Source organism: Roseibium sp. (assembly GCF_050301095.1).
Lineage (GTDB): Bacteria > Pseudomonadota > Alphaproteobacteria > Rhizobiales > Stappiaceae > Roseibium.
In genome coordinates, this window is record NZ_JBNKYW010000130.1 from 1 (window position 1) to 24,472 (window position 24,472).

At 62.6% G+C, this 24,472-nt stretch carries 19 protein-coding genes; 11 read left to right on the forward strand and 8 right to left on the reverse strand.

Translation table 11 applies throughout. The features are described 5' to 3' along the window. Positions 1–99 precede the first annotated feature (99 nt). The 5 genes from ACQY7U_RS11910 to ACQY7U_RS11930 form a co-directional block, all read right to left on the reverse strand. On the reverse strand, positions 100–855 hold the full coding sequence (locus tag ACQY7U_RS11910; RefSeq protein ID WP_428644696.1) for an electron transfer flavoprotein subunit beta/FixA family protein: 756 nt from the start codon (positions 853–855) through the stop codon (positions 100–102). 121 nt (positions 856–976) lie between these two features. After that, positions 977–2,122: an iron-containing alcohol dehydrogenase gene (locus tag ACQY7U_RS11915; protein ID WP_428644698.1), complete on the reverse strand. Its 1,146-nt coding sequence runs from the start codon at positions 2,120–2,122 to the stop codon at positions 977–979. Further along, entirely contained in the window at positions 2,119–3,504 is a 1,386-nt protein-coding gene (locus tag ACQY7U_RS11920; protein ID WP_428644700.1) for an aldehyde dehydrogenase family protein, read from the reverse strand. The genes ACQY7U_RS11915 and ACQY7U_RS11920 overlap by 4 nt, the downstream gene beginning before the upstream one ends. A gap of 54 nt (positions 3,505–3,558) precedes the next feature. Further along, positions 3,559–4,329 (reverse strand): N-formylglutamate amidohydrolase, encoded by a 771-nt coding sequence (locus ACQY7U_RS11925; protein WP_428644702.1) that lies wholly within the window; start codon positions 4,327–4,329, stop codon positions 3,559–3,561. After that, positions 4,326–6,770 carry a GcvT family protein gene (locus tag ACQY7U_RS11930; protein ID WP_428644703.1) on the reverse strand — a complete coding sequence of 815 codons (2,445 nt, stop codon included), beginning with the start codon at positions 6,768–6,770 and terminating at the stop codon, positions 4,326–4,328. The genes ACQY7U_RS11925 and ACQY7U_RS11930 overlap by 4 nt, the downstream gene beginning before the upstream one ends. 306 nt (positions 6,771–7,076) lie before the next feature. On the opposite strand from ACQY7U_RS11930, the gene ACQY7U_RS11935 reads away from it, so the two are divergent. From ACQY7U_RS11935 to ACQY7U_RS11945, 3 genes are all read left to right on the forward strand, one after another. Beyond that, a complete protein-coding gene (locus ACQY7U_RS11935) occupies positions 7,077–7,853 on the forward strand; it encodes a DeoR/GlpR family DNA-binding transcription regulator (protein WP_428644705.1) in 777 nt (258 codons plus the stop codon). Between the two features lie 417 nt (positions 7,854–8,270). Then, complete coding sequence (locus tag ACQY7U_RS11940; RefSeq protein ID WP_428644707.1) at positions 8,271–10,694, forward strand: GcvT family protein; 2,424 nt, start codon at positions 8,271–8,273, stop codon at positions 10,692–10,694. An 11-nt stretch (positions 10,695–10,705) separates the two neighbouring features. Further along, complete coding sequence (locus tag ACQY7U_RS11945) at positions 10,706–11,635, forward strand: phosphotransferase (RefSeq protein WP_428644709.1); 930 nt, start codon at positions 10,706–10,708, stop codon at positions 11,633–11,635. 76 nt (positions 11,636–11,711) lie between these two features. On the opposite strand, the gene ACQY7U_RS11950 is transcribed toward ACQY7U_RS11945, so the two are convergent. Then, entirely contained in the window at positions 11,712–12,488 is a 777-nt protein-coding gene (locus ACQY7U_RS11950; RefSeq protein ID WP_428644711.1) for an inositol monophosphatase family protein, read from the reverse strand. Between the two features lie 230 nt (positions 12,489–12,718). On the opposite strand from ACQY7U_RS11950, the gene ACQY7U_RS11955 reads away from it, so the two are divergent. The 6 genes from ACQY7U_RS11955 (at position 12,719) to ACQY7U_RS11980 (ending at position 20,376) form a co-directional block, all read left to right on the forward strand. Further along, the gene (locus tag ACQY7U_RS11955) at positions 12,719–13,660 is read left to right on the forward strand and encodes an ABC transporter substrate-binding protein (RefSeq protein WP_428644713.1); all 942 of its coding nucleotides are present in this window, start codon (positions 12,719–12,721) and stop codon (positions 13,658–13,660) included. A gap of 67 nt (positions 13,661–13,727) precedes the next feature. Beyond that, positions 13,728–14,756, forward strand: coding sequence for a quaternary amine ABC transporter ATP-binding protein (locus ACQY7U_RS11960; protein WP_428644715.1), 1,029 nt, complete (start codon positions 13,728–13,730; stop codon positions 14,754–14,756). After that, the gene (locus tag ACQY7U_RS11965; RefSeq protein WP_428644717.1) at positions 14,753–16,798 is read left to right on the forward strand and encodes an ABC transporter permease; all 2,046 of its coding nucleotides are present in this window, start codon (positions 14,753–14,755) and stop codon (positions 16,796–16,798) included. The genes ACQY7U_RS11960 and ACQY7U_RS11965 overlap by 4 nt, the downstream gene beginning before the upstream one ends. Next, positions 16,795–17,670 (forward strand): choline/ethanolamine kinase family protein, encoded by an 876-nt coding sequence (locus ACQY7U_RS11970; RefSeq protein ID WP_428644719.1) that lies wholly within the window; start codon positions 16,795–16,797, stop codon positions 17,668–17,670. The genes ACQY7U_RS11965 and ACQY7U_RS11970 overlap by 4 nt, the downstream gene beginning before the upstream one ends. A 68-nt stretch (positions 17,671–17,738) precedes the next feature. Then, positions 17,739–19,121, forward strand: a complete 1,383-nt coding sequence (locus ACQY7U_RS11975) for a glutamine synthetase family protein (protein ID WP_428644720.1) — start codon at positions 17,739–17,741, stop codon at positions 19,119–19,121. A 1-nt stretch (position 19,122) separates the two neighbouring features. Then, on the forward strand, positions 19,123–20,376 hold the full coding sequence (locus ACQY7U_RS11980) for a M20 family metallo-hydrolase (RefSeq protein WP_428644722.1): 1,254 nt from the start codon (positions 19,123–19,125) through the stop codon (positions 20,374–20,376). 83 nt (positions 20,377–20,459) lie between these two features. On the opposite strand, the gene ACQY7U_RS11985 is transcribed toward ACQY7U_RS11980, so the two are convergent. Continuing rightward, a complete protein-coding gene (locus ACQY7U_RS11985; protein ID WP_428644723.1) occupies positions 20,460–21,842 on the reverse strand; it encodes an adenylate/guanylate cyclase domain-containing protein in 1,383 nt (460 codons plus the stop codon). Positions 21,843–22,031: 189 nt separating this feature from the next. Here ACQY7U_RS11985 and ACQY7U_RS11990 point away from each other — a divergent pair, with 189 nt between their 5' ends. Further along, entirely contained in the window at positions 22,032–22,922 is an 891-nt protein-coding gene (locus ACQY7U_RS11990) for a hypothetical protein (protein WP_428644725.1), read from the forward strand. A 29-nt stretch (positions 22,923–22,951) separates the two neighbouring features. On the opposite strand, the gene ACQY7U_RS11995 is transcribed toward ACQY7U_RS11990, so the two are convergent. Continuing rightward, positions 22,952–23,413 (reverse strand): MarR family winged helix-turn-helix transcriptional regulator, encoded by a 462-nt coding sequence (locus ACQY7U_RS11995; protein WP_428644727.1) that lies wholly within the window; start codon positions 23,411–23,413, stop codon positions 22,952–22,954. 118 nt (positions 23,414–23,531) lie between these two features. Here ACQY7U_RS11995 and ACQY7U_RS12000 point away from each other — a divergent pair, with 118 nt between their 5' ends. Continuing rightward, the gene (locus ACQY7U_RS12000; protein WP_428644729.1) at positions 23,532–24,464 is read left to right on the forward strand and encodes a PDR/VanB family oxidoreductase; all 933 of its coding nucleotides are present in this window, start codon (positions 23,532–23,534) and stop codon (positions 24,462–24,464) included. Positions 24,465–24,472 lie beyond the last annotated feature (8 nt).

Below are 24,472 nucleotides of genomic sequence, written 5' to 3' on the forward strand. Positions count from 1 at the left end.
CCGTTACCTCACCAAGCCCGGACAGGGCCTTCACAGCCTTTGCGTTTGCGTCCAGAACCAGCTCGGATCCCTGGATTTCGGCAAGAAGCAGAACGGACATCACAACACTCCCATTTCCTGTAGTTTGCCGACAAGCGCGCCGGTGTCCGCGACAATCACTCCGGCCTGGCGTTCATTGGGTTCGGCCGTCTTCGTGACCTGCAGGCGCGGGGCGGCATCGACGCCAAGATCGCTTGCCGCGATCTGCTCCAGCGGTTTCTTCTTGGCTTTCATGATGTTGGGCAAGCTGGCATAGCGCGGCTCGTTGAGCCGGAGGTCGACGGTGACGACTGCCGGCAGCTTGACCCGGATGGTCTGAAGGCCGCCGTCGATTTCACGCGTCACCACAGCACTTTCCGCCTCGAGTACGAGGTCCGAGGCAAAGGTCGCCTGGCTCCAGCCAAGAAGGGCGGCGAGCATCTGCCCGGTGGCGTTCATGTCATTGTCGATCGCCTGCTTGCCGGCGATGATCAACGCAGGACCCTCCCGCTCGGTGATCGCCTTGAGAAGCTTGGCAACGCCAAGCGGTTCCATGTCGGCGTCCGTGTCTTCAAGGGTGATCAGGATGGCGCGGTCCGCGCCCATGGCAAGCGCCGTGCGCAGGGTTTCCTGTGCCTGCTGCGGGCCGATGGAGACGACGATCACTTCGCTCGCCTGACCGGCTTCCTTCAGACGGATGGCCTCCTCGACGGCGATCTCGTCGAAAGGGTTCATCGACATCTTCACGTTGCTCAGCTCGACACCGCTCTGGTCGGCCTTGACCCTGACCTTCACGTTGTAGTCGATCACCCGTTTGACAGGTACAAGTATCTTCATTTCCGGTCCTTTCCGCCGCAGCCGGCCGTGAGTTCGGTGGTGGGGCGTGTCCTTAGCCCCGGCAGGTTTTCAGGGGGCAGTTCAATCCGGCGCCTTCCGCTGAATTGGGGGAACCCTGCGTTCAGATCGTCGCGATGAGCAGGGCGCGGACATTGCCGGCGGTTAACCCGACCGGATTGCCGCCGCAGGATGGATCGTCGAGGGCCATCGCCACCAGTTCGTCGAGCCGGTCCGTGCCGACCCCCATCTCGGAGAGCCTTTCCGGAATGCCCAGAACGGCATTGAGATTGGTGACATAGGCGCGGAACCCGTCGAAGCCGCCCTCGATACCGAGATAGGCGGCGGCTTTTTCGACGCGTTCTTCTATTTCCGGCCTGTTGAGGTCGAGCACTGCGGCCATCACCACCGCATTGGTCGTGCCGTGATGGGTGTTGTAGACGGCACCGATCGGATGCGAGATCGCATGGATTGCGCCAAGGCCCTTCTGGAAGGCCACCGCGCCCATGGACGCCGCCACCAGCATCTGACCGCGTGCTTCCAGATCCGTGCCGTCCCTGTAAGCCCTGGGCAGGTAGTCCTTGACGATCCGCATGCCCTCCAGGGCTATGCCCTGGCTCATCGGGTGAAAATGCGGCGAACAATAGGCCTCCAGGCAATGGGCGAAAGCATCCATGCCGGTTCCGGCCGTGATCTTCGGCGGCATCCCGACGGTCAGTTCCGGATCGGCGATGACTATTGCCGGCAGAACCTTCGGGTGAAAGATGATCTTCTTGATGTGGGTCTCGGAGTTGGTGATGACGCTGGCGCGTCCGACTTCCGATCCGGTGCCTGCGGTGGTCGGCACGGCAATGATGGGGGCAATGCCGTCCGGATCGGCACGGGTCCACCAGTCGCCGACATCCTCGAAATCCCACACCGGGCGGGTCTGGCCGGACATGACGGCGACCATCTTGCCGAGATCCAGTCCGGAGCCGCCGCCGAAGGCGATGACGCCGTCATGCCCACCTTCGCGGAACATTTTGAGCCCGGCCTCCAGGTTCTTCTCGTTCGGATTGGGATCGACTTCAAAGAACATCGCATCGCCGAGTCCTGCTTGCGACATCAGCGCCAGCGTGCGCTTCGTGATTTCCATGGCGGCCAGACCCCGGTCGGTGACAAGCAGCGGCCGCTTGATGCCGGCGGCAGCGCAGACCTCGCCGATTTCCGCGATCCGTCCGGCGCCGAAGCGGATGGCGGTGGGGTAGGACCAGTTGGCTTTGAGGCTCATTTCTTCTTCCTGAAGTGATAGGATTTCGGTCGGGTCAGATTGTGGTAGCCGATGACGGACAGGGCGCCGCCCCGGCCCGTTTCCTTGCAGCCTGTCCAGCACAGGGCCGGATCGAGATAGTCGGCCCGGTTCAGGAACACCGTGCCGGTTTCCATGCGGGCACCGATCCGTGCCGCGCGGTCCGGATCGGCCGTCCAGAGAGACACGGTCAGGCCGTATTTGCTGTCGTTCATCAGCGCGACGGCTTCGTCGTCGTCCCGGACCGGCATGATGCCGACGACCGGACCGAAGCTTTCCTCGCGCATGACCTCCATGTCGTGGTTGACGCCGACAAGGATCTGCGGTGCGAGAAAGGCCCCGCCATCGTCCGCCGGAAACAGGGTCGGGTCGATCAGTCCGCGCGCGCCCCTGGCCAGCGCATCTGCGATCTGGGCACGCACGGTTTCGGCAAAGCGCCGGTGGGCCATCGGCCCGAGGGTGGTCTCCGGATCGAGCGGATTGCCGAGCTTCAGCGCGGAGACCCAGGCGGAGGCCTTTTCGATGAACGCGTCGAAAAGGGTTTCCGCGACGTAGATGCGTTCAATGCCGCAGCAGCACTGGCCGGAATTGAAGAAGGCGGCATCCATCAGCGTCTCGACCGCCCAGTCGAGGTCGGCATCCTCCATCACATAGCCGGGGTCCTTGCCGCCGAGTTCCAGGCCGACGGGCGTAAAGGTGCCTGCCGCGGCGGTCTCGATCTCCCGGCCCCCGCGCACCGACCCGGTGAAGTTGACGAAATCGAATGCCTTGTCCGCGATCAGGCCCTCGGTCGTCGCGTGATCGAGGATCACATTGCGGAAGACGTCATCGGGAATACCGGCCTCGTGGAAGGCCTTCTCCAGCCTTTCGCCGACCAGAAGCGTCTGGTCGGAGTGTTTCAGGATGACGGCGTTTCCGGCAATGAGCGCAGGGGCCAGGGTGTTGATCGCCGTCATGTAAGGATAGTTCCAGGGTGCGATGACGAGGACCACGCCATGAGGTTCGCGCCGGATCTGCCGGCTGAAACCGGCATCTTCTTCAACAGTGACCGGAGCCAGGGCCTCTTCGGCGATGGAGGCCATGTAGGCGGCCCGTTCCTGGAAGCCGCCGAACTCGCCGCCGTAGCGAACCGGGCGACCCATCATGCGGGCGAGTTCCGGCACGATGCCGGCATTGTCTTCTCCGACCAACGCGACGCCCTTCATGACAAGGTCGATGCGCTCGGAAAGCGGGCGGGCGGCCCATGCCTTTTGAGCTGACCGGGCACGTTCGGCTATGGCCGCTGCCTCGCTCCGGTCGAGGAGGGGACGTTCGGCGAGAACGGTCCCGTCGATGGGGGAGATGCACACAGTTGTCTTGTTCATCGAGAGAGGCTCTCACTCTGCAAGCGTCATGAGGCCGGAGCCGGCCGGTTGCGTTCAGGAGGCGGCAATGCTCACGGGCAGCGGGTCGAAGGCCATGCGGTCGAGCGCATCGATCAGAAGTGCCCGCAGCTGTCTGGCGATCTTTGTCTGTCGGGCTTCCGTGTCGATCAGGTCGTTGCGGATCTCCAGCATCACGTTCGGCCAACCCCGTGGCAGGGCGTGTTCGGCCAGCGTATGGGTCACGCCGTCGCGCGGGGCATAGGGCTCGTTGCGGCGTGCGACAAGGTCCGTATGCCGGGTCGCGCCTGCCAGCATGGCGTCCGCAAGCCGCGTATCCCTGTCGTGCAGAATGCCCAGTTCCACTTCGCGCTTCCGGCCGTGATAGACGGGCGTGAAGCTGTGGACAGTGACCAGCACACCCTGCTTGCGCGAGGCCAGCGTCTCCCGGAGCGCGGCCCGGAAAGGACGGTAGACGGTCTCGACACGATGGGCACGCGCTTCCGGCGTGAGATTGCGGTTGCCGGGAACGTCGTAGATTTCCGAGGTCTCGCAAATGGCCGTCGGCGAATGCGGTGGCCGGTTGCAGTCGTAGACGAGACGGGAAACGTTCGAGCGGACCAGCGGAGCGTTCAGCAGGCGGCTCATCTCCCTGGCCACCCCGTCCGCGCCCGGATCCCACGCGGCGTGGGAGCGGGCGGCATCGGCCTCCAGCCCGAGGCCGGAATAGGCCTCGGGGATGTGGTGCGAAGCATGTTCGCAAACGAGGACGATGGGGGACCGGCTTTGGGAGTTGACGATGCTGACGGAAGCGTCGGCAAGCATCATGCCTTCACCTTTTCCATCCTGGGATCGTAGAGCGGGGCCAGCGTCACGCTGCAGGGGACACGTTCGGTCGCGACTTCCAGTTCGTAGTCGCCATCCCTGATGTAGTCGGCGGTGACGCCGTCCGCATTACGGATGTAGCCCATGCCGATGGACTTGCCGATCGTGTGGCCGAAGCCCGCCGACGTCAGCCAGCCGACGCGCTCGCCGTTGCGGTAGATGGTTTCACGGCCGAGCAGGATGATGTCCGGATCGGTGACGAAGGTGGCCATCTTCTTCTTTACGCCCCCGAGGCGCTGGGCTTCCACGGCGGAGCGGCCCTTGAAGTCGATGTTCTTCTTCATCTTGACGGCCCATCCGAGACCGGCTTCGTCCGGCGTGTGGTCCGGCCCGATGTCGGAGGACCAGGCGCGGTATCCCTTTTCAAGCCGCAGGGTTTCGATGGCGCGGTAACCGGCGTTGACCAGGCCGAGGGACTTGCCGGCCTCATGGAGCGCCGCATAGACGGCACTTGCATATTCGACGGGCACGTGCAGCTCCCAGCCAAGCTCACCGACATAGGTGACGCGCAGGGCCGTCACGGGGCAGCCGGCGATGCCGATGACCTTGACCGTGCCGAACGGGAAGGCCTCGTTGGAGACATCGGACGATGTGACCTTTTCCAGAATGTCGCGCGCCTTCGGGCCCATCAGCGAGAGCACGGAATTGGAGGAAGTGATGTCGACCAGCTGAGCGTTCATGCCCGCAGGAATGTTGCGCGAGATCCAGTCGAAGTCGTGCGTCGCATAGCCGGTTCCGGTGACGATATAATACTCGTCCCGTTTGATCCGGGCGACGGTCAGGTCGCACTCGATCCCGCCCCGGTCGTTGAGCATCTGGGTGTAGACCAGGCTGCCGACGGGCTTGTCGACATCGTTGGAGGCGATCCAGCTCAGGGCGTCGCAGGCATCGGGTCCCTTGAGAAGGAATTTGGCGAAGGACGTCTGGTCGAACAGCGCGGCGCTCTCGCGGCAGGCCTTGTGCTCGCGTCCGACCGCTTTATGCCAGTTCGGGCGCTGGAAGGTGTAGATGTCCTTCTGCTCCTCGCCGGCCGAGACATCGGCGAACCAGTTGGGCCGTTCCCAGCCGAGTTTCTCGCCGAAGACGGCACCGTCGGCAAGCAGCGTGTCGTATAGGGGCGACTTGCGGCAGGGGCGCGCCGAGTGATGTTCCTCGGACGGCCAGGCCATCGTGTAATGCTTGCCATAAGCTTCGTAGGTGCGCTGGCGGATCCAGTCGTCGTCGAAATGCGGTCGGCCGAAGCGGCGGATGTCTGCGGGCCACAGGTCGAAAGGAGGCTCGCCGTTGCGCACCCATTCCGCAAGTGCCATGCCCGCGCCGCCACCGGCGGCGATGCCGAAGGCATTGAAGCCCGCACCGACGAAGAAGTTGGGCTGTTCGGGTGCTTCTCCGAGAATGAACATGCCGTCGGGCGTGAAGCTCTCCGGACCGTTGATGAGTTCCTTGATGCCGGCGGTTTCCAGCGCCGGAACACGGCCGAGCGACAATTCCATCAGCTGTTCGAAATGATCGAAGTTGCTGTCGAGCAGCGTGTAGTGAAAGCCTTTCGGAATGCCTTCCTTCGCCCACAGGATCGGGTTCGGTTCATAGCCGCCCATCACCAGGCCGCCGACTTCCTCCTTGTAATAGGTGAGGCGGTCGGGGTCGCGCAGGGTCGGCAGGTTGGAGGGCACGCCTTCGATGCGTTCGGTCACCATGTACTGGTGCTCGACCGGCACGAGCGGCACGTTGACACCATAGGTCTTGGCGAAGGTGCGGGTCCACTGGCCGCAGCAGACCACGACCTTTTCGCAGTCGACGCGGCCGTGTTCGGTCTCGACACCCTTGATGACGCCGTCCTGGATGTCGACCGAAAGCACCTTGGTGTCCTCGAAGATCCTGGCACCGGCCATGCGCGCGCCTCTGGCGAGCGCCTGTGTGATGTCGGACGGGTTGGCCTGGCCGTCCGTCGGCAGAAACGCTGCGCCGACGAGGTCGTCGATGTTCATCAGCGGCCACAATTCCAGCGCCTCCTTCGGCGTCAGCAATTGCATGTCGAGGCCGAAGCTGTGCGCCGTTGTCGCCTGGCGGCGAACTTCCGTCCAGCGTTCCTCGGTGCAGGCGAGCCTGAGGCCGCCGTTCATCTTCCAGCCGGTGGCCAGCCCGGTTTCTTCTTCGAGCTTGCGGTAGAGGTCGATGGAGTAGCCGAGCAGCTGGGTCACATTGGCGTTGGAGCGCAGCTGGCCGACGAGGCCGGCGGCATGGAATGTGGTGCCCGACGTCAGCTTCTTTCTTTCAAGCAGGACCACTTCGACCCCTGCCTTGGCAAGGTGGTAAGCCGTCGAGCATCCGACGATACCTCCGCCGATGACAACGACCTGAGAGGAAGAGGGGATGTCGGTCATGTGGTCCTCACTTCGTTTGGCCTGCTTTGGTCCTGGCCCTGATGTTGTTGTGTCGATTGCCGGTGGGGCTTGGTCTGGTGAAAGGAGGCCACGTGTTCCCGGGTTCGGATTCACGTGATTCACCCTGCCTCATCTGAAATCCACATTTTCAATGCTAATATGCACATCTTTCCTCAAAAGTCCACACTAATTCAACACTCGAATGTTGGTTCGTGTGAAATTTTGATGAATTCCACAATGGTTGTGGTCTTTCGTGGAGGGTTCACCTAGTTTTGTGACATATTCACCCGGAGGAGCGTCACGCGGATGGACCCGTACCCCAATCACACACAACGGCAGATTCTCAACGAATTGCGTAAGGCGGGTGGGTTGCAGAAGATCAGTTCGCTGGCCGAATTGCTCGACGTGTCGGGCGAAACCGTACGCCGCAACGTCAAGCGCCTCGTGGATATGGGCGCGGTGGAAAAATCCCACGGCAGCGTGCAACTGGTCGATCAGGAGGAAGAGGAGGACGGCAACCTCCAGGAACGTTTGAACGTCAATCTGGATGCCAAGAAACGGATTGCCGCCACCGTCGCGCGCATGATTCCGAACGAAAGCTCCCTGTTCCTCGATATCGGCAGCACCACGGCCTATATCGCCGACGCTCTGCGCAGCCACCGCAAGCTGATGATTGTGACCAACTCGGTTTACGTCGCCTACCGTCTGTCCATGCGCAACGAGAACCGGGTTTTCATGGCCGGCGGAGAACTCAGAAGCCAGGATGGCGGGGTTTTCGGCGCGGATGCCATGGAATTCGTGTTGAACTTCCACACCGATTTCGCGATTCTGTCCGCCGCCGGTCTCGACCAGCGCAAGGGCTTCACCCTTTTCGACCTGGAAGAGGCGAAATTCTCACGCAACATCATGGGCAATTCCAGCGTGCGCATCATGGCGTGCGATTCCAGCAAGTTCGGCCGGGAAGCCCCGGTGACCATTGGAGACCCGAAGCGCGTCGACCATCTCGTGACGGACATGAGACCCGTGGACGGCCTGCGGGAAGCCATTCTCGAATGGGGGATCGAGGTTCATCTGGCGGGCTGACTGCGTACTGCCTGCGGCCAGATCTGCTTGCGCAGCTTGCAGACAGACCCGACGAACGCCCTTCTCCCGAGGGGGGGCGGAGACCTGTCCCGAAGGCCCGTTACGAAGCGTAGGCTGCAAACGCCTTGAAATGCCATCCACCTTTCGAGGCTTCGCTACGCTCATCGCCTCAGGATGAGGAGGGGCTTGGATTGCGGAGTTTGCCAACAGTCCGGGCCGGCTTCGCTGGCAGTTCACTTTCGCTATTTGTGTGAACGGGTCGCCATCGCGCGCCAGAACGGAAATCAACAGGTCAAATTGAAAGAACAATTTCACAAAAAGCAACGTTTTTCGTTGAATTATGTGGTTTTGTGTTGCTTTTCGCTCAAAATCGCCTCCTAATCGCGTGAAGCGCAGTGTGAAAGCGAGGGAGTGGGAATGAGCCGACGGGAAACGAAGTACCTCATCATTGGCGGCGGCGTCATCGGCTGCTCGATTGCCTATCATCTCGCAAGGAACGGCGAGAAGGATGTGGTTCTCCTTGAAAAGGCGTCGCTGACGGAAGGTGCGACCTGGCATGCGGCCGGGCTCGTCGGTCAGCTTCGGTCCTCGCGCAACACCACACGGATGCTGAAACGCTCGGTGGCCATGTATGACCGGCTGGAAGAAGAAACCGGGATGGCGTTCGACTGGAAGAAAGTCGGCAGCCTGCGGCTTGCGGCAACGAAGGAACGTTTGCTGGAAGCCAAGCGCTTGACCACCATGGCGCGCAGCTTCGATCTGGAGATGCACATGATCTCCGCCGAGGAGGCGAAGGAACTCTTTCCCTATATCGACGCGAGCGGACTGCACGGCGCGGCCTTCATTCCCTCCGACGGCCATGTGGATCCCGCCAGCCTGACCCAGGCGATCGCCTCGGCCGCCCGCAAGCACGGCGTGACGATCAGGCAGGGCGTCAAGGTCGAGGACTTCGAGGTGACCGACGGCCGTATCACCAGGGTTATGACGCCGGAGGGGGATTATACAGCCGATGTCGTCGTGCTGGCGGCAGGCATGTGGAGCCGGGAACTCGGCGCCAAACTGGGCGTGCGAGTGCCAGCCTGTGCCGTCGAACATCAGTACATCGTTACCGAGCCGCTTCCGGACGTCGATCTGGTCAAGCGTCTGCCGACCCTGCGTGATCCCGAAAGGCTCGTCTATTACAAACCCGATGCCGGCGGCCGTCTGGTCATCGGCGGTTACGAGGAGGGCACGCTGCCCTTCGGCGACAAGGGCATTCCGGGCGAGTTCGTCCGCCAGCTTCTGCCGGACAATCTGGATCGCTTCGGTCCGCTGGCCGAACTTGCCGCAGAAGTGACGCCCATCCTCAACGAAGTCGGCGTCAGGACCGTGATCAATGGTCCGATCCCCTATTCCGCCGACGGCGACTTCGTGATGGGCTGGGCGCCGGAAGTGGAGAACCTGATGGTTGCCACGGGCTTTCTCTATGGCATTGCCGCCGGTGGAGGCGCCGGCGAGATGATCGCCGAATGGATCACAGAAGGCAGGCCGAGCCTGGATCTGTGGCCGCTCGACATCCGCCGGTTTGGTCCGCATCACGGCACCAAAACCTTCATGTATCCGCGTGCCGTGGAGCATTACGCCCATCACTACAAGATGCGGTATCCCGGTCAGGAACATGAAAGTGCCCGCGACCTGCGGCTGTCGCCGCTCCATGGCATCCTGAAGGATAACGGCGCGGTTTACGGTTCCAGGAACGGTTGGGAACGTCCGCTTTGGTTCGCCCCGGAAGGGGTGGCGCCGGTGGACCAGCTCGATTTCCTGGAACCGGGCTGGCACAGGTTCGCCGCCGAGGAGCATCGGGCCGTGCGTGAAGGCGTGGCACTGATCGACCAGTCCAGTTTTGCCAAGTTTGAAATGATCGGACCCGGCGCGCTCGACTGCCTGCAGAAGCTGGCCGCCTGCAACATGGACCGCCCGGCAGGGTCGGTTATCTATGCGCAACTGTGCAATGAACATGGCGGCATCGAGGCGGATCTGACGATCACGCGCCTCGGCCCGGATCATTTCTACATCGTCACGGGCTCCGGTTTCGGCACTCATGACGCGGACTGGATCCGGCGACATATGCCGAAGGACGGTTCGGTGCAGCTGGTCGAGATGACCTCGGCGCGGGCCGTCATCAACATTTGTGGGCCGAAAGCCCGCGATGTGCTGCAGGCCGTCTGCGAGGAGGATGTCTCCAACGAGGCGTTTCCGTTCGGAACGGCACAAGACATCACCATCGGTGCGGCACCGGTCCGTGCCGTGCGCATCGGCTTCGTCGGCGAGCTCGGCTGGGAGCTGCATGTGCCGACCGAATTCGGCGCGCATGTCTACAAAACCTTGCGGGCGGCCGGTGAAGCGTCCGGCATCCGCGATGCCGGCTATCGCGCCATCGACAGTCTCCGGCTGGAAAAGGGCTATCTCTACTGGTCCGGCGACATCTCTCCCGACTACACGCCGGTCGAGGCGGGGCTCGGTTTCCGCGTTCACCTGAAGTCCGGCGGCGATTTCCTGGGCCGCGACGTGCTGGCGAAACAGAAATCCGAAGGTCCCACCCGCAAACTTTGCACCTTTGTTACCGAGGCAAGGTTGCCCCTTTATGGCGGCGAGACGATCCTGAGCGACGGCCGGACAGTGTCTCTGGCAACCTCCGCGGGCTTTGGCCATACCATCGGCAAGACGATCCTCTTCGGCTATCTCGACGCCTCGCTGTGGGACCGGGATGCGTTTGAAGTCGAGGTGTTCGGTGACCGCCACGCCATCCGGCGCGTCGACGGGCCGCTCTATGATCCGCAGAACGAACGACTGAAATCATGAGGGAGGAACCGATGACGGAGCATCAGGAAAGGATCGTCAGGGCCTTGCGCAATGCACCCGGGTTTGCCGGGGTCAAAGCGAAGGACTGCACCATTTCACGCCTCGGCGGACTGACCAATCTCGTGCATCGGGTGGTCTCGCCCGTGGGCGACGTGATCGTGCGGATCCCGGGCGAGGGAACCGAGGAATATATCGACCGCTCGGTGGAAATCACCAATGCCAATGCGGCGCACCGGGCCGGTGTTTCGCCCGAGGTGCTGTGGGCGGATGCAAACTCCGGCACCATGGTCACGCGGACCATCGGCGGCATCACCACGATGACGCCGGAACTCTTCAAGAGCCGTGCCGGATCTCCGGGCCGGGCCGGTGAGGCGCTGGCCCGTCTGCACAATTCGGGCGAAAGCTTCGACTTCCGTTTTGAATTGTTCTCGATGATCGACGATTACCTCGCCGTGCTGTCGAAGAAGGCGGCAGAGCTGCCGGACGGCTACCACGACATCGTCAGGGCTTCAGAACCGGTCAAGGAGGCGCTGGCCGCCAATCCCGTGCCGCTCGCGCCTTGCCATTGCGATCCGCTGTGCGAGAACTTTCTCGACGACGGCGAGGTGATGTGGATCGTCGACTGGGAATATTCCGGCATGAACGATCCGCTTTGGGATGTCGGTGATCTCTCCGTCGAGGCGGGCATGGACGAGGCGCAGGAGCGTGAACTTCTCATCGGCTATTTCGGCCGGGAGCCGACAGCCGCCCAATTGGGACGCGTCGTTATCTACAAGGCCATGTGCGATTTGCTCTGGACGCTCTGGGGCCTGATCCAGCACGCGGACGGCAATCCGGCGGAAGATTTCTGGGCCTATGCGACCAACCGTTTCGAGCGGTGCAAAGCCCTCATGCAAAGCCCGGCGTTCAGCGGACATGTCGCAGCCGTGCGCGCCGGTTAGAAGGTTTCAACTGACTTGCTCACCGTCTCTTGGTGCAGCCCCTATGGCGGATCCTCCCGGGTCCGCCACTTTTTTGTCAGGCCCCCAGAAGGTCCAGCAATTCGTCCCGCAGTTCCGGCGTCGCGGCGGTAATGACGCGGCCGTCGGAATTGAGATCGAGCGGATTTCCGTTCCAGTCGCACATGATGCCGCCGGCGGCTTCCACCAGGGCGACGAGGGGCAAAAAGTCATAGGGCTCCAGCCCGAAGTCGATCACCGCGTCGATCTGTCCGGAAGCGGCAAGGGCATGGGGATAGCAGTCGTAGGCCATGCGGCGCGTGTGTCCGGCCTTGCACAACCTCGCAAAGCGCGCGGGGTCGTCCGCCAGCAGCCTTTCGGTCTCGTTGATATAGACCATGGCCTCGGACAGGCGCTGGGTGCCCCGGCAGCGGATCGAGGTGCCGTTGCAGGTGGCGCCGTGTCCGGCCGCACCGACATAGGTCTCGTCCAGTGCCGGCATCCTGACGATGCCAAGCTGCGGCTTCCTGTTTACGTAGCGACCGAGCAACATGCCGAACAGCGGGTTTCCCGTGATGAAGGAACGGGTGCCATCAATGGGGTCCAGGACCCAGATCGCCTCGGCATCGAGGTTCTCGGTGCCGTACTCCTCGCCGAAGATGCCGTCTCCCGGAAAGGCGGCGGCGAGTTCCGCCCGGATGAAGGCTTCCGTTTTCCGGTCGGCAACGGTTACCGGGCTGTCGTCGTCTTTTGCCTCCAGATCCAGCGGCGCACGGAAAAAACTCATCGGTATGTTGCTGGCCTTGCCAACGATTTCAACGGCTTGGCGGACAACTTTATCGACTTCGACTTCCATGACAGCTCCCAGATTTTGTGGTTTCGGCCGTTTGCGGACGGTCGAAAATACGCGCCTGCGTGTGTTCTATCGTGGAAGTTATACAAAAAACTCCGGAACAGCCACATCTAAAAACGCTCAATTCCACAATCTGTGTTGATTTGATGTTGCATTCTGTGGAATTCTTGATACGCTTTCCAAACCGGCCGGCAAACGGATCGGGCAAAGATCAAAGAGTGGGGAATAGCAAAATGGCGCGTAAGCTTCTGGCGGCGGTGGCCGCCCTATCAACACTGACATGGCAACCCGCGATGGCGGAGCCGGAATCGACCGATCCGATCAAGCTGACAACTCATGACTGGACCGGCCAGATCGTCACCACGACCATCATGGGCGAGGTGCTGAAGAACGCAGGTTACAATGTCGATTACGTCCAGGCCGACTACATTGCCCAGTTCGCGGGCCTGAAGACCGGCGATCTTCATGTGGCCATGGAAATCTGGGAAACCACGGGCCGGGAAGCCATGGATGAAGCCACGGCAACCGGCAAGGTCGTCAATCTGGGCGAGACCGGCATGCAGGCCATCGAGGAGTGGTGGTATCCCGCCTATATGGAAGAGGTCTGTCCGGGCCTGCCGGACTGGAAGGCGCTCAACGATTGTGCCCAGGAATTCTCCACCCCTGAAACCGCACCCTTCGGTCGCTATCTTGGCGGTCCGGTGACCTGGGGCGGTTTCGACGACGAGCGTGTCGAAGCCCTCGGCATGGATTTCGAGGTCGTGCACGCTGGCACCGATGCCGCGCTCTTCGCGGAACTGGAATCGGCCTACCAGCGCAAGGCGCCGATCGTGCTCTGGCTCTATTCGCCCCATTGGGCACCGCAGAAGTACAAGGGCAGCTTCGTGCAGTTCCCGGAATATTCCGCCGAGTGCTACAATGATCCCTCCGTCGGGATCAATCCGGACGCAGCCTATGACTGCGGCAAGCCGCGCGGCCCGATCTGGAAAGTCGCCTGGAAAGGCGTCGATGAAAAGTGGCCTGGAGCCGCCGCGGCCATCAAGGCCTTCACGGTCAACAATGACGATATGGGCGCGATGATCGCCAAGGTCGATCTGGACGGCGTGCCGGTAGAGAAGGTGGTCGCGGAATGGATGGCCGCGAACGAAGACACCTGGCGCTCCTGGATCCAGTAACGAAAAGCTGCGGCGGCGCCAATAATGGCCCGCCGCATTCTTCAAGATCTATAGACCGGAGTAGATGATGGACCGCCCTGTCATCCTGGATTGCCGTGGAGTCTGGAAACTTTACGGGTATCAGAGCAAGGAATTTCTGGCCCGGCACAATGGCTCGCCAAGCGACCAGGATCTGGCCGATAACGGAATTATCGGTGCCGTACGCGATGCCAGCGTGCAAATCCGCAAGGGCGAAATCTTCATCATCATGGGTCTGTCCGGCTCGGGCAAATCCACACTCGTGCGGTGCCTGTCGCGCCTGGTCGAGCCGACCGCCGGCGAGGTGCACTTCGAGGGCAGCGACCTTCTGTCCATGAGCGAGGCGAACCTGATCCAGGTACGGCGCAAGAAAATGGGCATGGTGTTTCAGCATTTTGCCCTTCTGCCGCATCTGACTGTCCTGCAGAATGCCGCCTTTCCGCTGGAAGTGCAGGGCGTCGACCGCCGCACCCGCGAGGAAAAGGCGCGGCAGATGATCAATATCGTCGGCCTGTCGGGCCGCGAGGACTATTATCCCCGCCAGTTGTCGGGCGGGCAGCAGCAGCGCGTCGGCATTGCCCGCTCGCTGGTCGCCGATCCCGACCTGTGGTTTCTGGACGAGCCGTTTTCGGCGCTCGACCCGCTGATCCGCCGGGAGATGCAGGACGAATTCCTGCGTCTGCAATCCATGCTGCACAAGACCATCGTGTTCATCACCCACGATTTCGACGAAGCCATCCGCCTTGCCGACCGCATCGCCGTGATGAAGGACGGCCGCATCGAGCAGACGGCAACGCCGGAAGAACTGGTGATGAACCCGGCAACGCCCTACGTTGAGGAATTCACCCGCCACATTCCGCGGGCCAAGGTGATGCGTCTGCGCTCGGTCATGTCGCCAGGCGTGCCCGAGGGCATCTATGCCGGCGAACTGGCAGGCAGCCTGACCGTGGACGCGACGATCGGCGAGATCGATGCCGCCGAGCATCCGTTCAAGGTGACCGACGAGAACGGCATGCCCGTAGGTACCATCAACGCCCGCACCGCAATCGATGTTATGATCGGGCGGACCAACGGATGACCGATCAGGTGCACGAAGAGGCCAATTCCACGCAAACGGCAGGGACACCCCTGGCCGGACTTGTCACCGCGCCGCGGCTGTTCTGGGCCGGGCTCTTCCTCGCGACCTGGGCGCTTTCGACCTGGTCGATGTCCCTCTACAAGGCGCTCGACGCGCGCTGGATCATCCGGTACCCCGCAAAATACGAGTTGAACCTCGACAGCTGGATTTCCTCGGCGATGAACTGGCTGGTGGACGATCTTGACTTCGGGATCTTCACGTTCCGGGATGTCACACGGTTCCTATCCGCGCTGATCGAGGCGCCCTACGACATCGTCAGGGACTTTCTGGTAAGTGGTTTCCTGCTGGGGCAGGGGCAGCAGGCCGTGGAACTGGCGCCGCCACTCAGCTGGATCGCGATCATCGCGATTTTTGTTGGACTTGCGCTTTACGCGAAGGACCGGATGCTGGCGGTGCTCGTCGGAGGCTGCTTCACCTACCTTGCGGTCTTCGGCCAGTGGGACAGCGCCATGGTGACGCTGGCCTCGGTGCTCATCGCCGTGCCGCTCGGTATCGCCGGCGGACTGATGCTCGGCATTCTCGCCTACCGTCACCCCGTGTTCGACCGAATGCTCCGGCCCGTTCTCGACCTCATGCAGACGGTGCCCGTCTTCGCCTATCTGGTGCCGATCCTGGTGCTGTTCGGCTTCGGCCCGGTGGCGGCGCTGATCGCCACGGTGATCTATGCGATGCCGCCGATGGTCCGCATTTCCACGGTTGCCCTGCAATCGGTGCCGGAAGAAGTGATCGAAGCGGGCCGAATGGTCGGCTGCCGTCCCCACCAGCTCATGTGGAAGGTTCTCATTCCCACGGCGATGCCCTCGCTGATGGTCGGCGTCAACCAGGTCATCATGCTGTCCCTGAACATGGTGATCATCGCGTCGATGATCGGAGCCGGCGGCCTTGGTTACGACGTCCTGACCGCCCTGCGCCGCCTCGATATCGGCGGCGGCGTGGAAGCGGGCCTCGCCATCGTCGTCATGGCGATCGCGCTCGACCGTCTCAGCCAGGCCTTCGCCATCCGCCGCGTGCGCCCGCGGCCCGAGCCGGGCCTGCCCTTTTACAAGCGCCATCCGCGCCTGACCCTCGTGGCTGCCATCGCGGCCGTGACGACCCTGGCCGGTGCCTACATTCCGGCGTTCCGGGAATATCCGGAAAGCCTCACCCTGACGACGGGGACCTTCTGGAACACCGTGATGGAATGGATCAACGTCAATTTCTTTGACGCCATCGAAGCGGTCAAGACGCTGCTGCTGAACGTGCTGCTGCTGCCGGTCAAACGGTTCTTCGCCGGCATTCCGTGGCCCTGGGGCATCCTGGCCGTCGGCCTGGCGACCGCCCGGGTCGGTGGCCTGCGGCTCGGCCTGATGGCGGCTGCCATGACGGCCTTCATCGCGGCCTCGGGCCTGTGGCGCGAAGCGATGACGACCGTCTATCTCTGCTCGGTCTCCGTACTGCTGGCGAGCCTGATCGGCATTCCCTTCGGCATCTGGGCCGGCCAGAGCGCCAGGGCCAATTCCGTCATCAGCGTGGTGATCGACACGCTGCAGACCCTGCCGAGCTTCGTCTACCTGATCCCGGTGGTCATGCTGTTCCGGGTCGGTGACTTCTCCGCAATGATCGCCATCGTGCTCTACGCGATTGTGCCCGCCGTCCGCTACGCCGCCCACGGCATCCGTTCCGTCGACAACGAGGTGATCGAGGCCGGTAAGGTCTCGGGTTGCACGGAGCGTCAGATCCTGTGGCGTATCAAATTGCCGCTGGCCGCACCCTCGCTGCTGCTGGGTCTCAACCAGACCATCATGCTGGCGATCTCCATGCTGGTCATCACCGCGCTGGTCGGCACCCGGGATCTCGGCCAGGAGGTCTATATCGCGCTTACCAAGGCCAACACCGGCCAGGGCATCGTCGCGGGGCTTTCGGTCGCTTTCATTGCGATCATTGCCGACCGGGTCGTTACGGCGCTGGCACGGTCATCGCAGGAGAGGCTGGGTCTGAAATGAGTGCCATCGAGAACGCCATCGCCCGGGCAAGAGAGCTGCCCTGCTGGAGCAATCCGGCGGACATTGCCCCGCTGGAAGGCGGGATCACCAACGTCAACCTGACGGTGACGGACGGGGGCCGCAAATATGTGGTCCGCTTCGGCGACGACATTCCCGAACACGGGGTCATGCGGTTCAACGAGCTGGCGATCAGCCGGGCCGCCGCGGCCGCCGGAATTTCGCCGCCGATCCACCACGCGGAACCCGGTATCCTGGTGCTGGATTTCGTCGACGCCGTCGCGCTGACCGAGACCGACCTGCATGACCGGGAAACCCTGCTCGCCGTCACCGCGCTGGTGCGCAAGGCCCACCGGGATGTCACCGCGCATGCCCGCGGACCGGTTCTGACGTTCTGGGTATTTCATGTCCTCAGGAACTACGCGGCCTTCCTGTCGGAAAGCAAGTCGGCCCACATGCCGAAGCTGGCGCAACTGATGGAAGAGGCGGGGCGCCTTGAAAAGGCCGTCGGCAAGGTCGACATCGTGCTTGGTCACAACGACCTTCTGCCCGCCAACATCCTGCGCGCCAGCGACCGCTTCTGGCTGCTCGACTGGGAATACGGCGGCTTCAATTCGCCCCTGTTCGACCTGGGAGGTCTCGCGACCAACTGCGGTCTGCCGGAGGAGGCGGAGCGGTTGATGCTGCAAAGCTATTTCGGTATCGAGCCGGATGCCGCCTTGCTACGCAGTTACGGGGCCATGAAATGCGCTTCGCTGCTGCGCGAGACCATGTGGAGCATGGTGTCGGAAATCACGTCGAAACTCGATTTCGACTACGGTGCCTACACTGAATCCAATCTTGAAAAATACCGGCGGGCCTTCGAAGGTCTGTGACCGGAAGGCGGAAGGGGCGGCGCCAGTTTGGTGCCGTGCGCCTGAAGGCCTGCGCGTGGGAGACTTCCATGAATGTTGCAACGGTTGATACCGCCGCTGTGAAGACGGTCGAGGACATCAGAACGGCGGTCGAAGCGGCCCCGGCGAACCATGTGAAGGTCGGGGTCTGTGACGTCGACGGCATCCTGCGCGGCAAATACATGGCCCGCGACAAGTTTCTGTCCTCGCTCGACGGCGGGTTCGGCTTCTGCGACGTGGTCCTTGGCTGGGACTCGAACGACCAGCTTTACGACAATGCGAAAATGACGGGCTGGCACACCGGATATGGCGATGCGCCGGTGCGTATCCTGCCGGAGACCATGCGGTCGCTGCCGAGCGAGCCGGGCGTCATGTTCTTCATGGGCGAGTTCACCGGTGAGATGGAGCCGATCTGTCCGCGCGGCGTGCTGCGGCGGGTGCTTGAGCGGGGCGAAGCGCTCGGTTTCAGGGCCAAGGCGGCTTGCGAATTTGAGTTTCTGGTGGTGGAGGAGACCGCCCGAACACTCTCCGAAAAGCGGTTTTCCGGCCTGACACCGCACGGGGCGGGCAACTTCGGTTATTCGGTGATCCGCAATTCGGTCAACACGTCCTTCTATCAGGGGCTGCTCGACTTCTTCGACGCCTTCGGCGTGCCGATCGAAGGATTGCACGAGGAGACGGGGCCCGGTGCGCTGGAAGCGGCGATCCGTGTGGACGAGGCGATGGAAGCGGGCACGCGCGGCGTGCTCTTCAAGACCTTCGCCAAGGTCGTGGCGCAGCGCATGGACCTCTTCGCCAGCTTCATGGCCAAATGGAACAGCGACATGCCGGGGCAGGGCGGCCACGTGCATGTGTCCCTGCAGGACCGGGAGGGTCGGGGCGTCTTCCGCGACGAAAGCTGTTCCGAAGGCTTGAGCCGGACCATGCGCCACTTCATCGGCGGCCTGCAGCGCCTGTCGCCGGAAATCACGGCCCTGTCCGCGCCGACCGTCAATTCCTACAAGCGGCTCGTGCCCGGCTACTGGGCGCCGACTGCGGCCACCTGGGGCGTGGACAACCGCACCGTCGCGATCCGCGCGATCACCGGCAGCGACAAGTCGCAGCGCGTCGAGTACCGCATACCGGGTGCCGACACCAATCCCTATCTCGTGCTGGCGGCAGCGCTGGGAGCCGGCTTCTGGGGCATCGAGAACGAAGTTGAGCCCTCCGGCGCCATGACCGGCAACGCCTATACGCAGGCATGCGAGGATCGCTTCCAGCTGCCGCGCACGCTCGGCGAGGCTTCGGTAGCCCTTGAGAATTCCGCAGCTGCGCGGGAGATTTTCGGCGACGCCTTCGTCGATCATTTCGCCGCCTCCCGCATGTGGGAGGAACGGGAAGCCCGCCGCCAGGTCACCGACTGGGAAATGGCGCGCTACTTCGAGATCATCTGACATGGCAGGGCTGCCGGAAAGACCGGTTTCCGTGCCCGACTGGGCCGACTGGCTTCTGTCCGAACTGGACGCCTTCGCCCGCATTGGTGAGAGCGGCAAGGGCGGTGTGTGCCGGCTGGCCGGTGATGAAGCAGACGGCAAAGCCCGCGATCACCTTAGGCAGCTGTTTGAAGAGGCAGGCGCGGAGGTGCTGGTGGATGCCGTCGGCAACATGTTCGGCGTCTTCCGCCTGAGCGAGACCGGCAAAACGGCGGTTCTGGCAGGCTCCCATCTCGACAGCCAGCCGACCGGCGGGCGTTTTGACGGAACCTACGGCGTGTTGGCCGCACTGACTGCGGCGCGGCGGCTGAAGGAAAGCGGGGAAACCTTCCGCCATGATCTTGTCGTCTGCAACTGGACCAACGAGGAGGGCGCGCGCTTCACTCCGAGCCTGACCGGTTCCTCGGTCTTCGCAGGGGCGCTGACGTCCGATGCCGCACTCAACCTTGCCGACGCTTCCGGCATGACACTCGGCGAGGCACTGCTGGCAATCGGCTATGCCGGGACGGACAGACTGCCTTATGAGCCGGTTCATGCGGTGGAAATCCATATCGAGCAGGGCCCCCGGCTGGAGGCAGCGGACGTGCAGATCGGCATCGTTGAAAGCGCCTGGGCCGCGCGCAAGCTGTGCCTCGCCTTTGACGGCGCGCCCGCCCATACCGGACCGACGCCGATGGAAGAGCGGCGCGATGCCCTTCTGGCGGCGTCCCGGGCGATCTGCCTGTTGCATGATTGGGGCCGGATCTTCGGACAGGGCGTTCACACCTCCTGCGCCCGGCTGGAAAACGACCCGAACTCGGCGAATGTTGTTTCGCAAACCTGCACGGTCTGGATGGAAATCCGGCACCCGTCCGCCGACATCTGCCGCGTTTTCGCAGACGTCTTTCTGCTGCGGCTTGAAGAGTTGCTGCTGCCGGACCGGACCGGATACCGCGTCCTTTCCGATGCGATCCGGGTGTCTCCATCTCTTTCGTCCGAGGGGCGCGATCTGGCGGAAGACGTCTGCGCGCAGGCAGGCATCGCCGCGCTCCGCCTCGACACGGTGGCGGGCCACGATGCCCTGGCGCTTGCCGCCGCGATGCCCTCGTCTCTCTTCTTCGTGCCCTCCAGGGACGGCATCAGTCACAGTCCGCGCGAATTCACCGCCGAAGCGGATCTGATCGCGGGCGCGGAGTTCCTGACGTCGTTTATTCGGAAGAAATTGCAACCTGCTTGAAAAACATAGATGTCCCCGATGGGACACTTGAGTAGCAGAAACCAGCAGGGTGCCGCACCTTGCGTCCCTCAACCCCGCCAAACTCACAAATCGAACGAAACCCAGAGCTGGCCGTTGTCGACGCGGGTGCGGTAGATGCGCAGCGGTGACCGGTTCTTGGATATGTCACCGAGCATTTCCATGCCGGGCGAGGTGCCATCGTCATGCAGGGCCTCGCACCAGCTGATGACTTCGCCGGTCACCATGTCGAACCGGCTGTGATGCCAGCGGCACAGGATTTCGCTTCCCAAGGCCTGGCTCTCGTCCTGCCGCAGTTTCTCGGGGTCGTCGATATGTTCCGTGCGGTTGAACAGCGGCAGCTTCACATGCGGGCAGGCATTGTTGAACGCGTAGAATTTTCCCTCGCGGCGCACGACGACGAGATCCATGTCCGGGAATTCGAAGATACGCCGCTCGCCGTCATGCATTTCATCGGCGGGGATCAGCCGGGACCAGTCCCGCCCTTCGATGCGCCGCGTATCGTGTTCCTCGCGCGCGTTCAGCCGTTCCGCGGCTTCGGGTTTGAGGGTCTCGATGTCGTAGAGGGTCACGCGGTCCGCCATGCCGCGCAGGCGCACGCGCAGGAAATCGGCGACCTCGACATCGTCCTTGACCTTGTTGTAGAGCGCTTCGGTGATCAGGAACCGGGTTCCGGCCTCCTTGTTCGCCGCCTCCACGCGGCTCGCCAGATTGACCACATCGCCGAGCGCGGTCAGCCTTTCGTGTCCCGGCGAGCCGACCGACCCGATGACGGCCTCGCCCCAGTGCACGCCGATGCGCACGTCGAAATCGATGCCGTACATGGTCTCGAAAAAGGGCTTCATGCGGTCGACGACGGCAAGGCTCTGCAGCCCGGCATTGACGGCCCTGAGCGGCGCGTCGTCCTGGTCCTCGATGCCGAAGACCGCCATCATGCCGTCGCCGACGAATTTGTCGATGAAGCCGAAGTTGTCTTCGATCACCGCGCCGACCTGGGCGAAATACCGGTTCAGGAGATACATGACGTCATAGGGCGTCAGGTGTTCGGAGAATTCGGTGAAGCCCCGGATGTCGGAGAACAGCACGGCCACGTTCTTGAGCTGACCCGCGTTGGTGTGGTGGTCGCGGTTGATCTGGCTGGCGATCGCCATGTCGGTCTCGTCCAGCACCAGCCGGCGGAAGGAGATGTCGGCGGTCGGGCGCAGCTGGCAGGCGAGCCGGATATGCGGGTCGAGGCCGAGCTTTTCCGCGAGTTCCTCCTCGCTGCCCTCGCGCGCGCCGCAGGCGGCGAGACCCTCCAGCACCCAGATACGGCAGGTCGAGCATTTTGCCTTGCCGCCGCACACATGGGTCAGCGGCACATCGGCTTTCAGCGCGGCTTCCAGCACCGTCTGGCCGTTTTCGCAGTCGAAGGCAATGTCATCCGGGAAAGCTTTCAGGCGCGGCACGGGCGGGTCCTCCAACCTGCTGAAACGCAAAGATTATCGGAAAAAGGTGGTTTTTGTAAATCGGGAGGTTCTTGCCGCCGGGGCTTCTTTATGGTGCTCGAACTTCCCCGGGCGCTTGAGCATGATACACGCCTAAATGTGATAACGTGGCAAGCGAAGTGAGGACCATAGAGAACGCACGGGCACGGCATGTCAGCGGAAAGCCAGGGCGCGCTGATCAACGGCGTTATGATTGTCGCGAAGCGGTGGGCGGTTCAGGCCGCTTTTTTCATTGCGATCTGGATCGTCTGTCTACTGATCGCCGGTCCCACGATCATAGCCCTCATCTGCGCTCTGATGGCAAGTTCCGGCCGCCTTTTGATCGTCATGGGCCGGAACGAGAAGGAGGACGCCAGGGCGATGGAAGATCTTGCCGCCGGAAAGGTGCCCGGGGACGGTGTCTGGTGTGCCGCGCGGGGTGTTGCCGTTTCTCTTGAGCCGGCCGAAGACACCGAGGCCCCGCTCGCTTTCCGTTTTTGTTCCTTCGACCTGAAAAACCGCAAGGGCAAGGGCAACCGGCTGGAACAGGTCGAGGAGTGCCGTTTCGACGGTTTCTTCATGCGGCCGATGGGGGTGCGGATGGCAACCGGTACGGTCCGGCTTCTCGGGTTTCCGAACGTCTCTGGAATGAAGCAGCGGGCCCTTCCGGATGAGCTTGTGCAAAAGGCCAGGGACAATGCGTCGGTGTTGCCACGCTTCCTCCCCAGGGCCGTGTGTCGCGCCATCGCCGCCGCTGAAGCGAGCAAGGGGATCGACTGGACGGTGCGCTACGGCGAAGTCCGCGGCGCCTCGGAGGGCAAGACGGAGGGCTGGGTCATTCGCGAGGGCGACGAAATCTGCGTGCTGGGCCGGCGCAAGGGAGATGTCCTTGTCCCGGCCAGGTCGCGGCCAAGTGGCTTGCCCGCCTACACCGGCAACCTGAGGAACCTGTCGGCAGGCGTCGGTGGAGCCGGGCAATGGTTCGAGACCGCCGGCTGGGTGCTGGTGGGTATCACCCTGGTGATCCTGCTGGGCGACGCGGCGATCAATCACTTGCTTTAGCGTGCGCGTGAGCCGTCGTCCCCGCCAGCCTATTCGTTGGCACTGTTCCAGCTGTTGAGGGAATCCAGAAGCCTCTCCAGGGACGGTTTGATCCGCTCCGCATCCGACGGGTTCAGCGCGGACAGCAGGGTTCTTTCGTGTTCCTTGGCCTCTTCGACGACTTCCGCGCTCAGTTTCTGGCCTGCTTCGGTCAGGTAGACGCGGACGCGGCGGCCGTCGCCCTTGTCGCTTCTGCGTGCGACCAGTCCGCGCTTTTCCATCTGATCGATGATGCGCGTCATTCTGGACTGTTCCATCAGTGCGAACCGCGCCAGCTGCGTGATCATGAGCCCGTCCTGGTCATAGAGACAGGCCAGGACCCGCCACTCGGGAACACGCAGGCCGAGGGCGCGAACGCGCAGGTGAAACTGGTGGCTGGCCGCCTCGCTGGAGGCCGCCAACAGATAGAGCAGGTAAGACGAAACGAATTTATCCGGTGCCTGGGTCAACACCCCCTCCAACTGTGTGCGAACTTCCCGATTGTCATTTAGCCCGGTGGGATTGGTAAAAAAAGAGGCTTGACTCAATTTATATGAAATTTCATATTTTATCCAGGAGGAGGCATTATTGTTGAAACTTGTTCTTGAAAGTGTGGAGCCGGAAACGGATCTGATCCGGGTATTCAGGTTTCGGGCCGAGACGGGGCAGCAGTTGCCCGGCTATGAGCCCGGCGCCCATGTCAGGTTTGATCTCGGTTCCCTGGGCAACCGCGCCTATTCCCTGATCGACTGGCCGGAACCGTCGGACCTTTACACCGTTGCCGTCCAGCGGGAGGAAGACGGAGAGGGCGGATCGAAGGCGATGCATGCGCTGGCCGCCGGTCAGGCCATCTCCGTGACTGACCCGAAAAACGACTTTCCGCTTCGCGAGGACGCGCCGCACGTTCTGCTGCTGGCAGGCGGGATCGGCATCACCCCGCTGATTTCGATGGCAACGCGCTTGCAGGCAAAGGACCGGTCCTTCGAGATTCATTATTCGGCGCGCACGGCCTCGCGGATGGGCTTTGCCGACAGGCTGAAAGCTGCCTTTGGCGAAAAGGCGCATTTCCACTTCGACGACACGGCGCCGCTCGATCTCAAGGCCCTGATGGCCTCTCAACCCAAGGGAACGCATCTCTACGTTTGCGGGCCGAAGGGAATGATCGGGGCCGCGCGCGCAGCCGCCACCGATGCCGCATTTGCCGAAGAGGAAATCCATGTGGAACTCTTCACCACCTCGCAGGCACAGGCGGACGACGCGGCCTTTGAGGTCGAGGTTCACAGCACCGGACAAGTTGTGACCGTCGCCGCCGGCCAGACCATCATCGAGGCGCTGGAGGATGCCGGCCTTGATGTCATGTACGACTGTCAACGCGGCGACTGCGGCATCTGCCAGACGGATGTCATCAGCGGCACGCCCGATCATCGGGATGTCGTTCTGTCGGACGCTGAAAAGGCTTCCGGCAAAATCATGCAGATTTGTGTCAGCCGCGCAAAATCCGCGCGTCTGGTTCTCGATCTTTAGGGCTCGAA

Coding starts and splice junctions, on each gene's coding strand:
- ACQY7U_RS11910 (WP_428644696.1), bottom strand. CDS start 855: ATGAAGATACTTGTACCTGTCAAACGGGTGATCGACTACAACGTGAAG.
- ACQY7U_RS11915 (WP_428644698.1), bottom strand. CDS start 2,122: ATGAGCCTCAAAGCCAACTGGTCCTACCCCACCGCCATCCGCTTCGGC.
- ACQY7U_RS11920 (WP_428644700.1), bottom strand. CDS start 3,504: ATGAACAAGACAACTGTGTGCATCTCCCCCATCGACGGGACCGTTCTC.
- ACQY7U_RS11925 (WP_428644702.1), bottom strand. CDS start 4,329: ATGATGCTTGCCGACGCTTCCGTCAGCATCGTCAACTCCCAAAGCCGG.
- ACQY7U_RS11930 (WP_428644703.1), bottom strand. CDS start 6,770: ATGACCGACATCCCCTCTTCCTCTCAGGTCGTTGTCATCGGCGGAGGT.
- ACQY7U_RS11935 (WP_428644705.1), top strand. CDS start 7,077: ATGGACCCGTACCCCAATCACACACAACGGCAGATTCTCAACGAATTG.
- ACQY7U_RS11940 (WP_428644707.1), top strand. CDS start 8,271: ATGAGCCGACGGGAAACGAAGTACCTCATCATTGGCGGCGGCGTCATC.
- ACQY7U_RS11945 (WP_428644709.1), top strand. CDS start 10,706: ATGACGGAGCATCAGGAAAGGATCGTCAGGGCCTTGCGCAATGCACCC.
- ACQY7U_RS11950 (WP_428644711.1), bottom strand. CDS start 12,488: ATGGAAGTCGAAGTCGATAAAGTTGTCCGCCAAGCCGTTGAAATCGTT.
- ACQY7U_RS11955 (WP_428644713.1), top strand. CDS start 12,719: ATGGCGCGTAAGCTTCTGGCGGCGGTGGCCGCCCTATCAACACTGACA.
- ACQY7U_RS11960 (WP_428644715.1), top strand. CDS start 13,728: ATGGACCGCCCTGTCATCCTGGATTGCCGTGGAGTCTGGAAACTTTAC.
- ACQY7U_RS11965 (WP_428644717.1), top strand. CDS start 14,753: ATGACCGATCAGGTGCACGAAGAGGCCAATTCCACGCAAACGGCAGGG.
- ACQY7U_RS11970 (WP_428644719.1), top strand. CDS start 16,795: ATGAGTGCCATCGAGAACGCCATCGCCCGGGCAAGAGAGCTGCCCTGC.
- ACQY7U_RS11975 (WP_428644720.1), top strand. CDS start 17,739: ATGAATGTTGCAACGGTTGATACCGCCGCTGTGAAGACGGTCGAGGAC.
- ACQY7U_RS11980 (WP_428644722.1), top strand. CDS start 19,123: ATGGCAGGGCTGCCGGAAAGACCGGTTTCCGTGCCCGACTGGGCCGAC.
- ACQY7U_RS11990 (WP_428644725.1), top strand. CDS start 22,032: ATGTCAGCGGAAAGCCAGGGCGCGCTGATCAACGGCGTTATGATTGTC.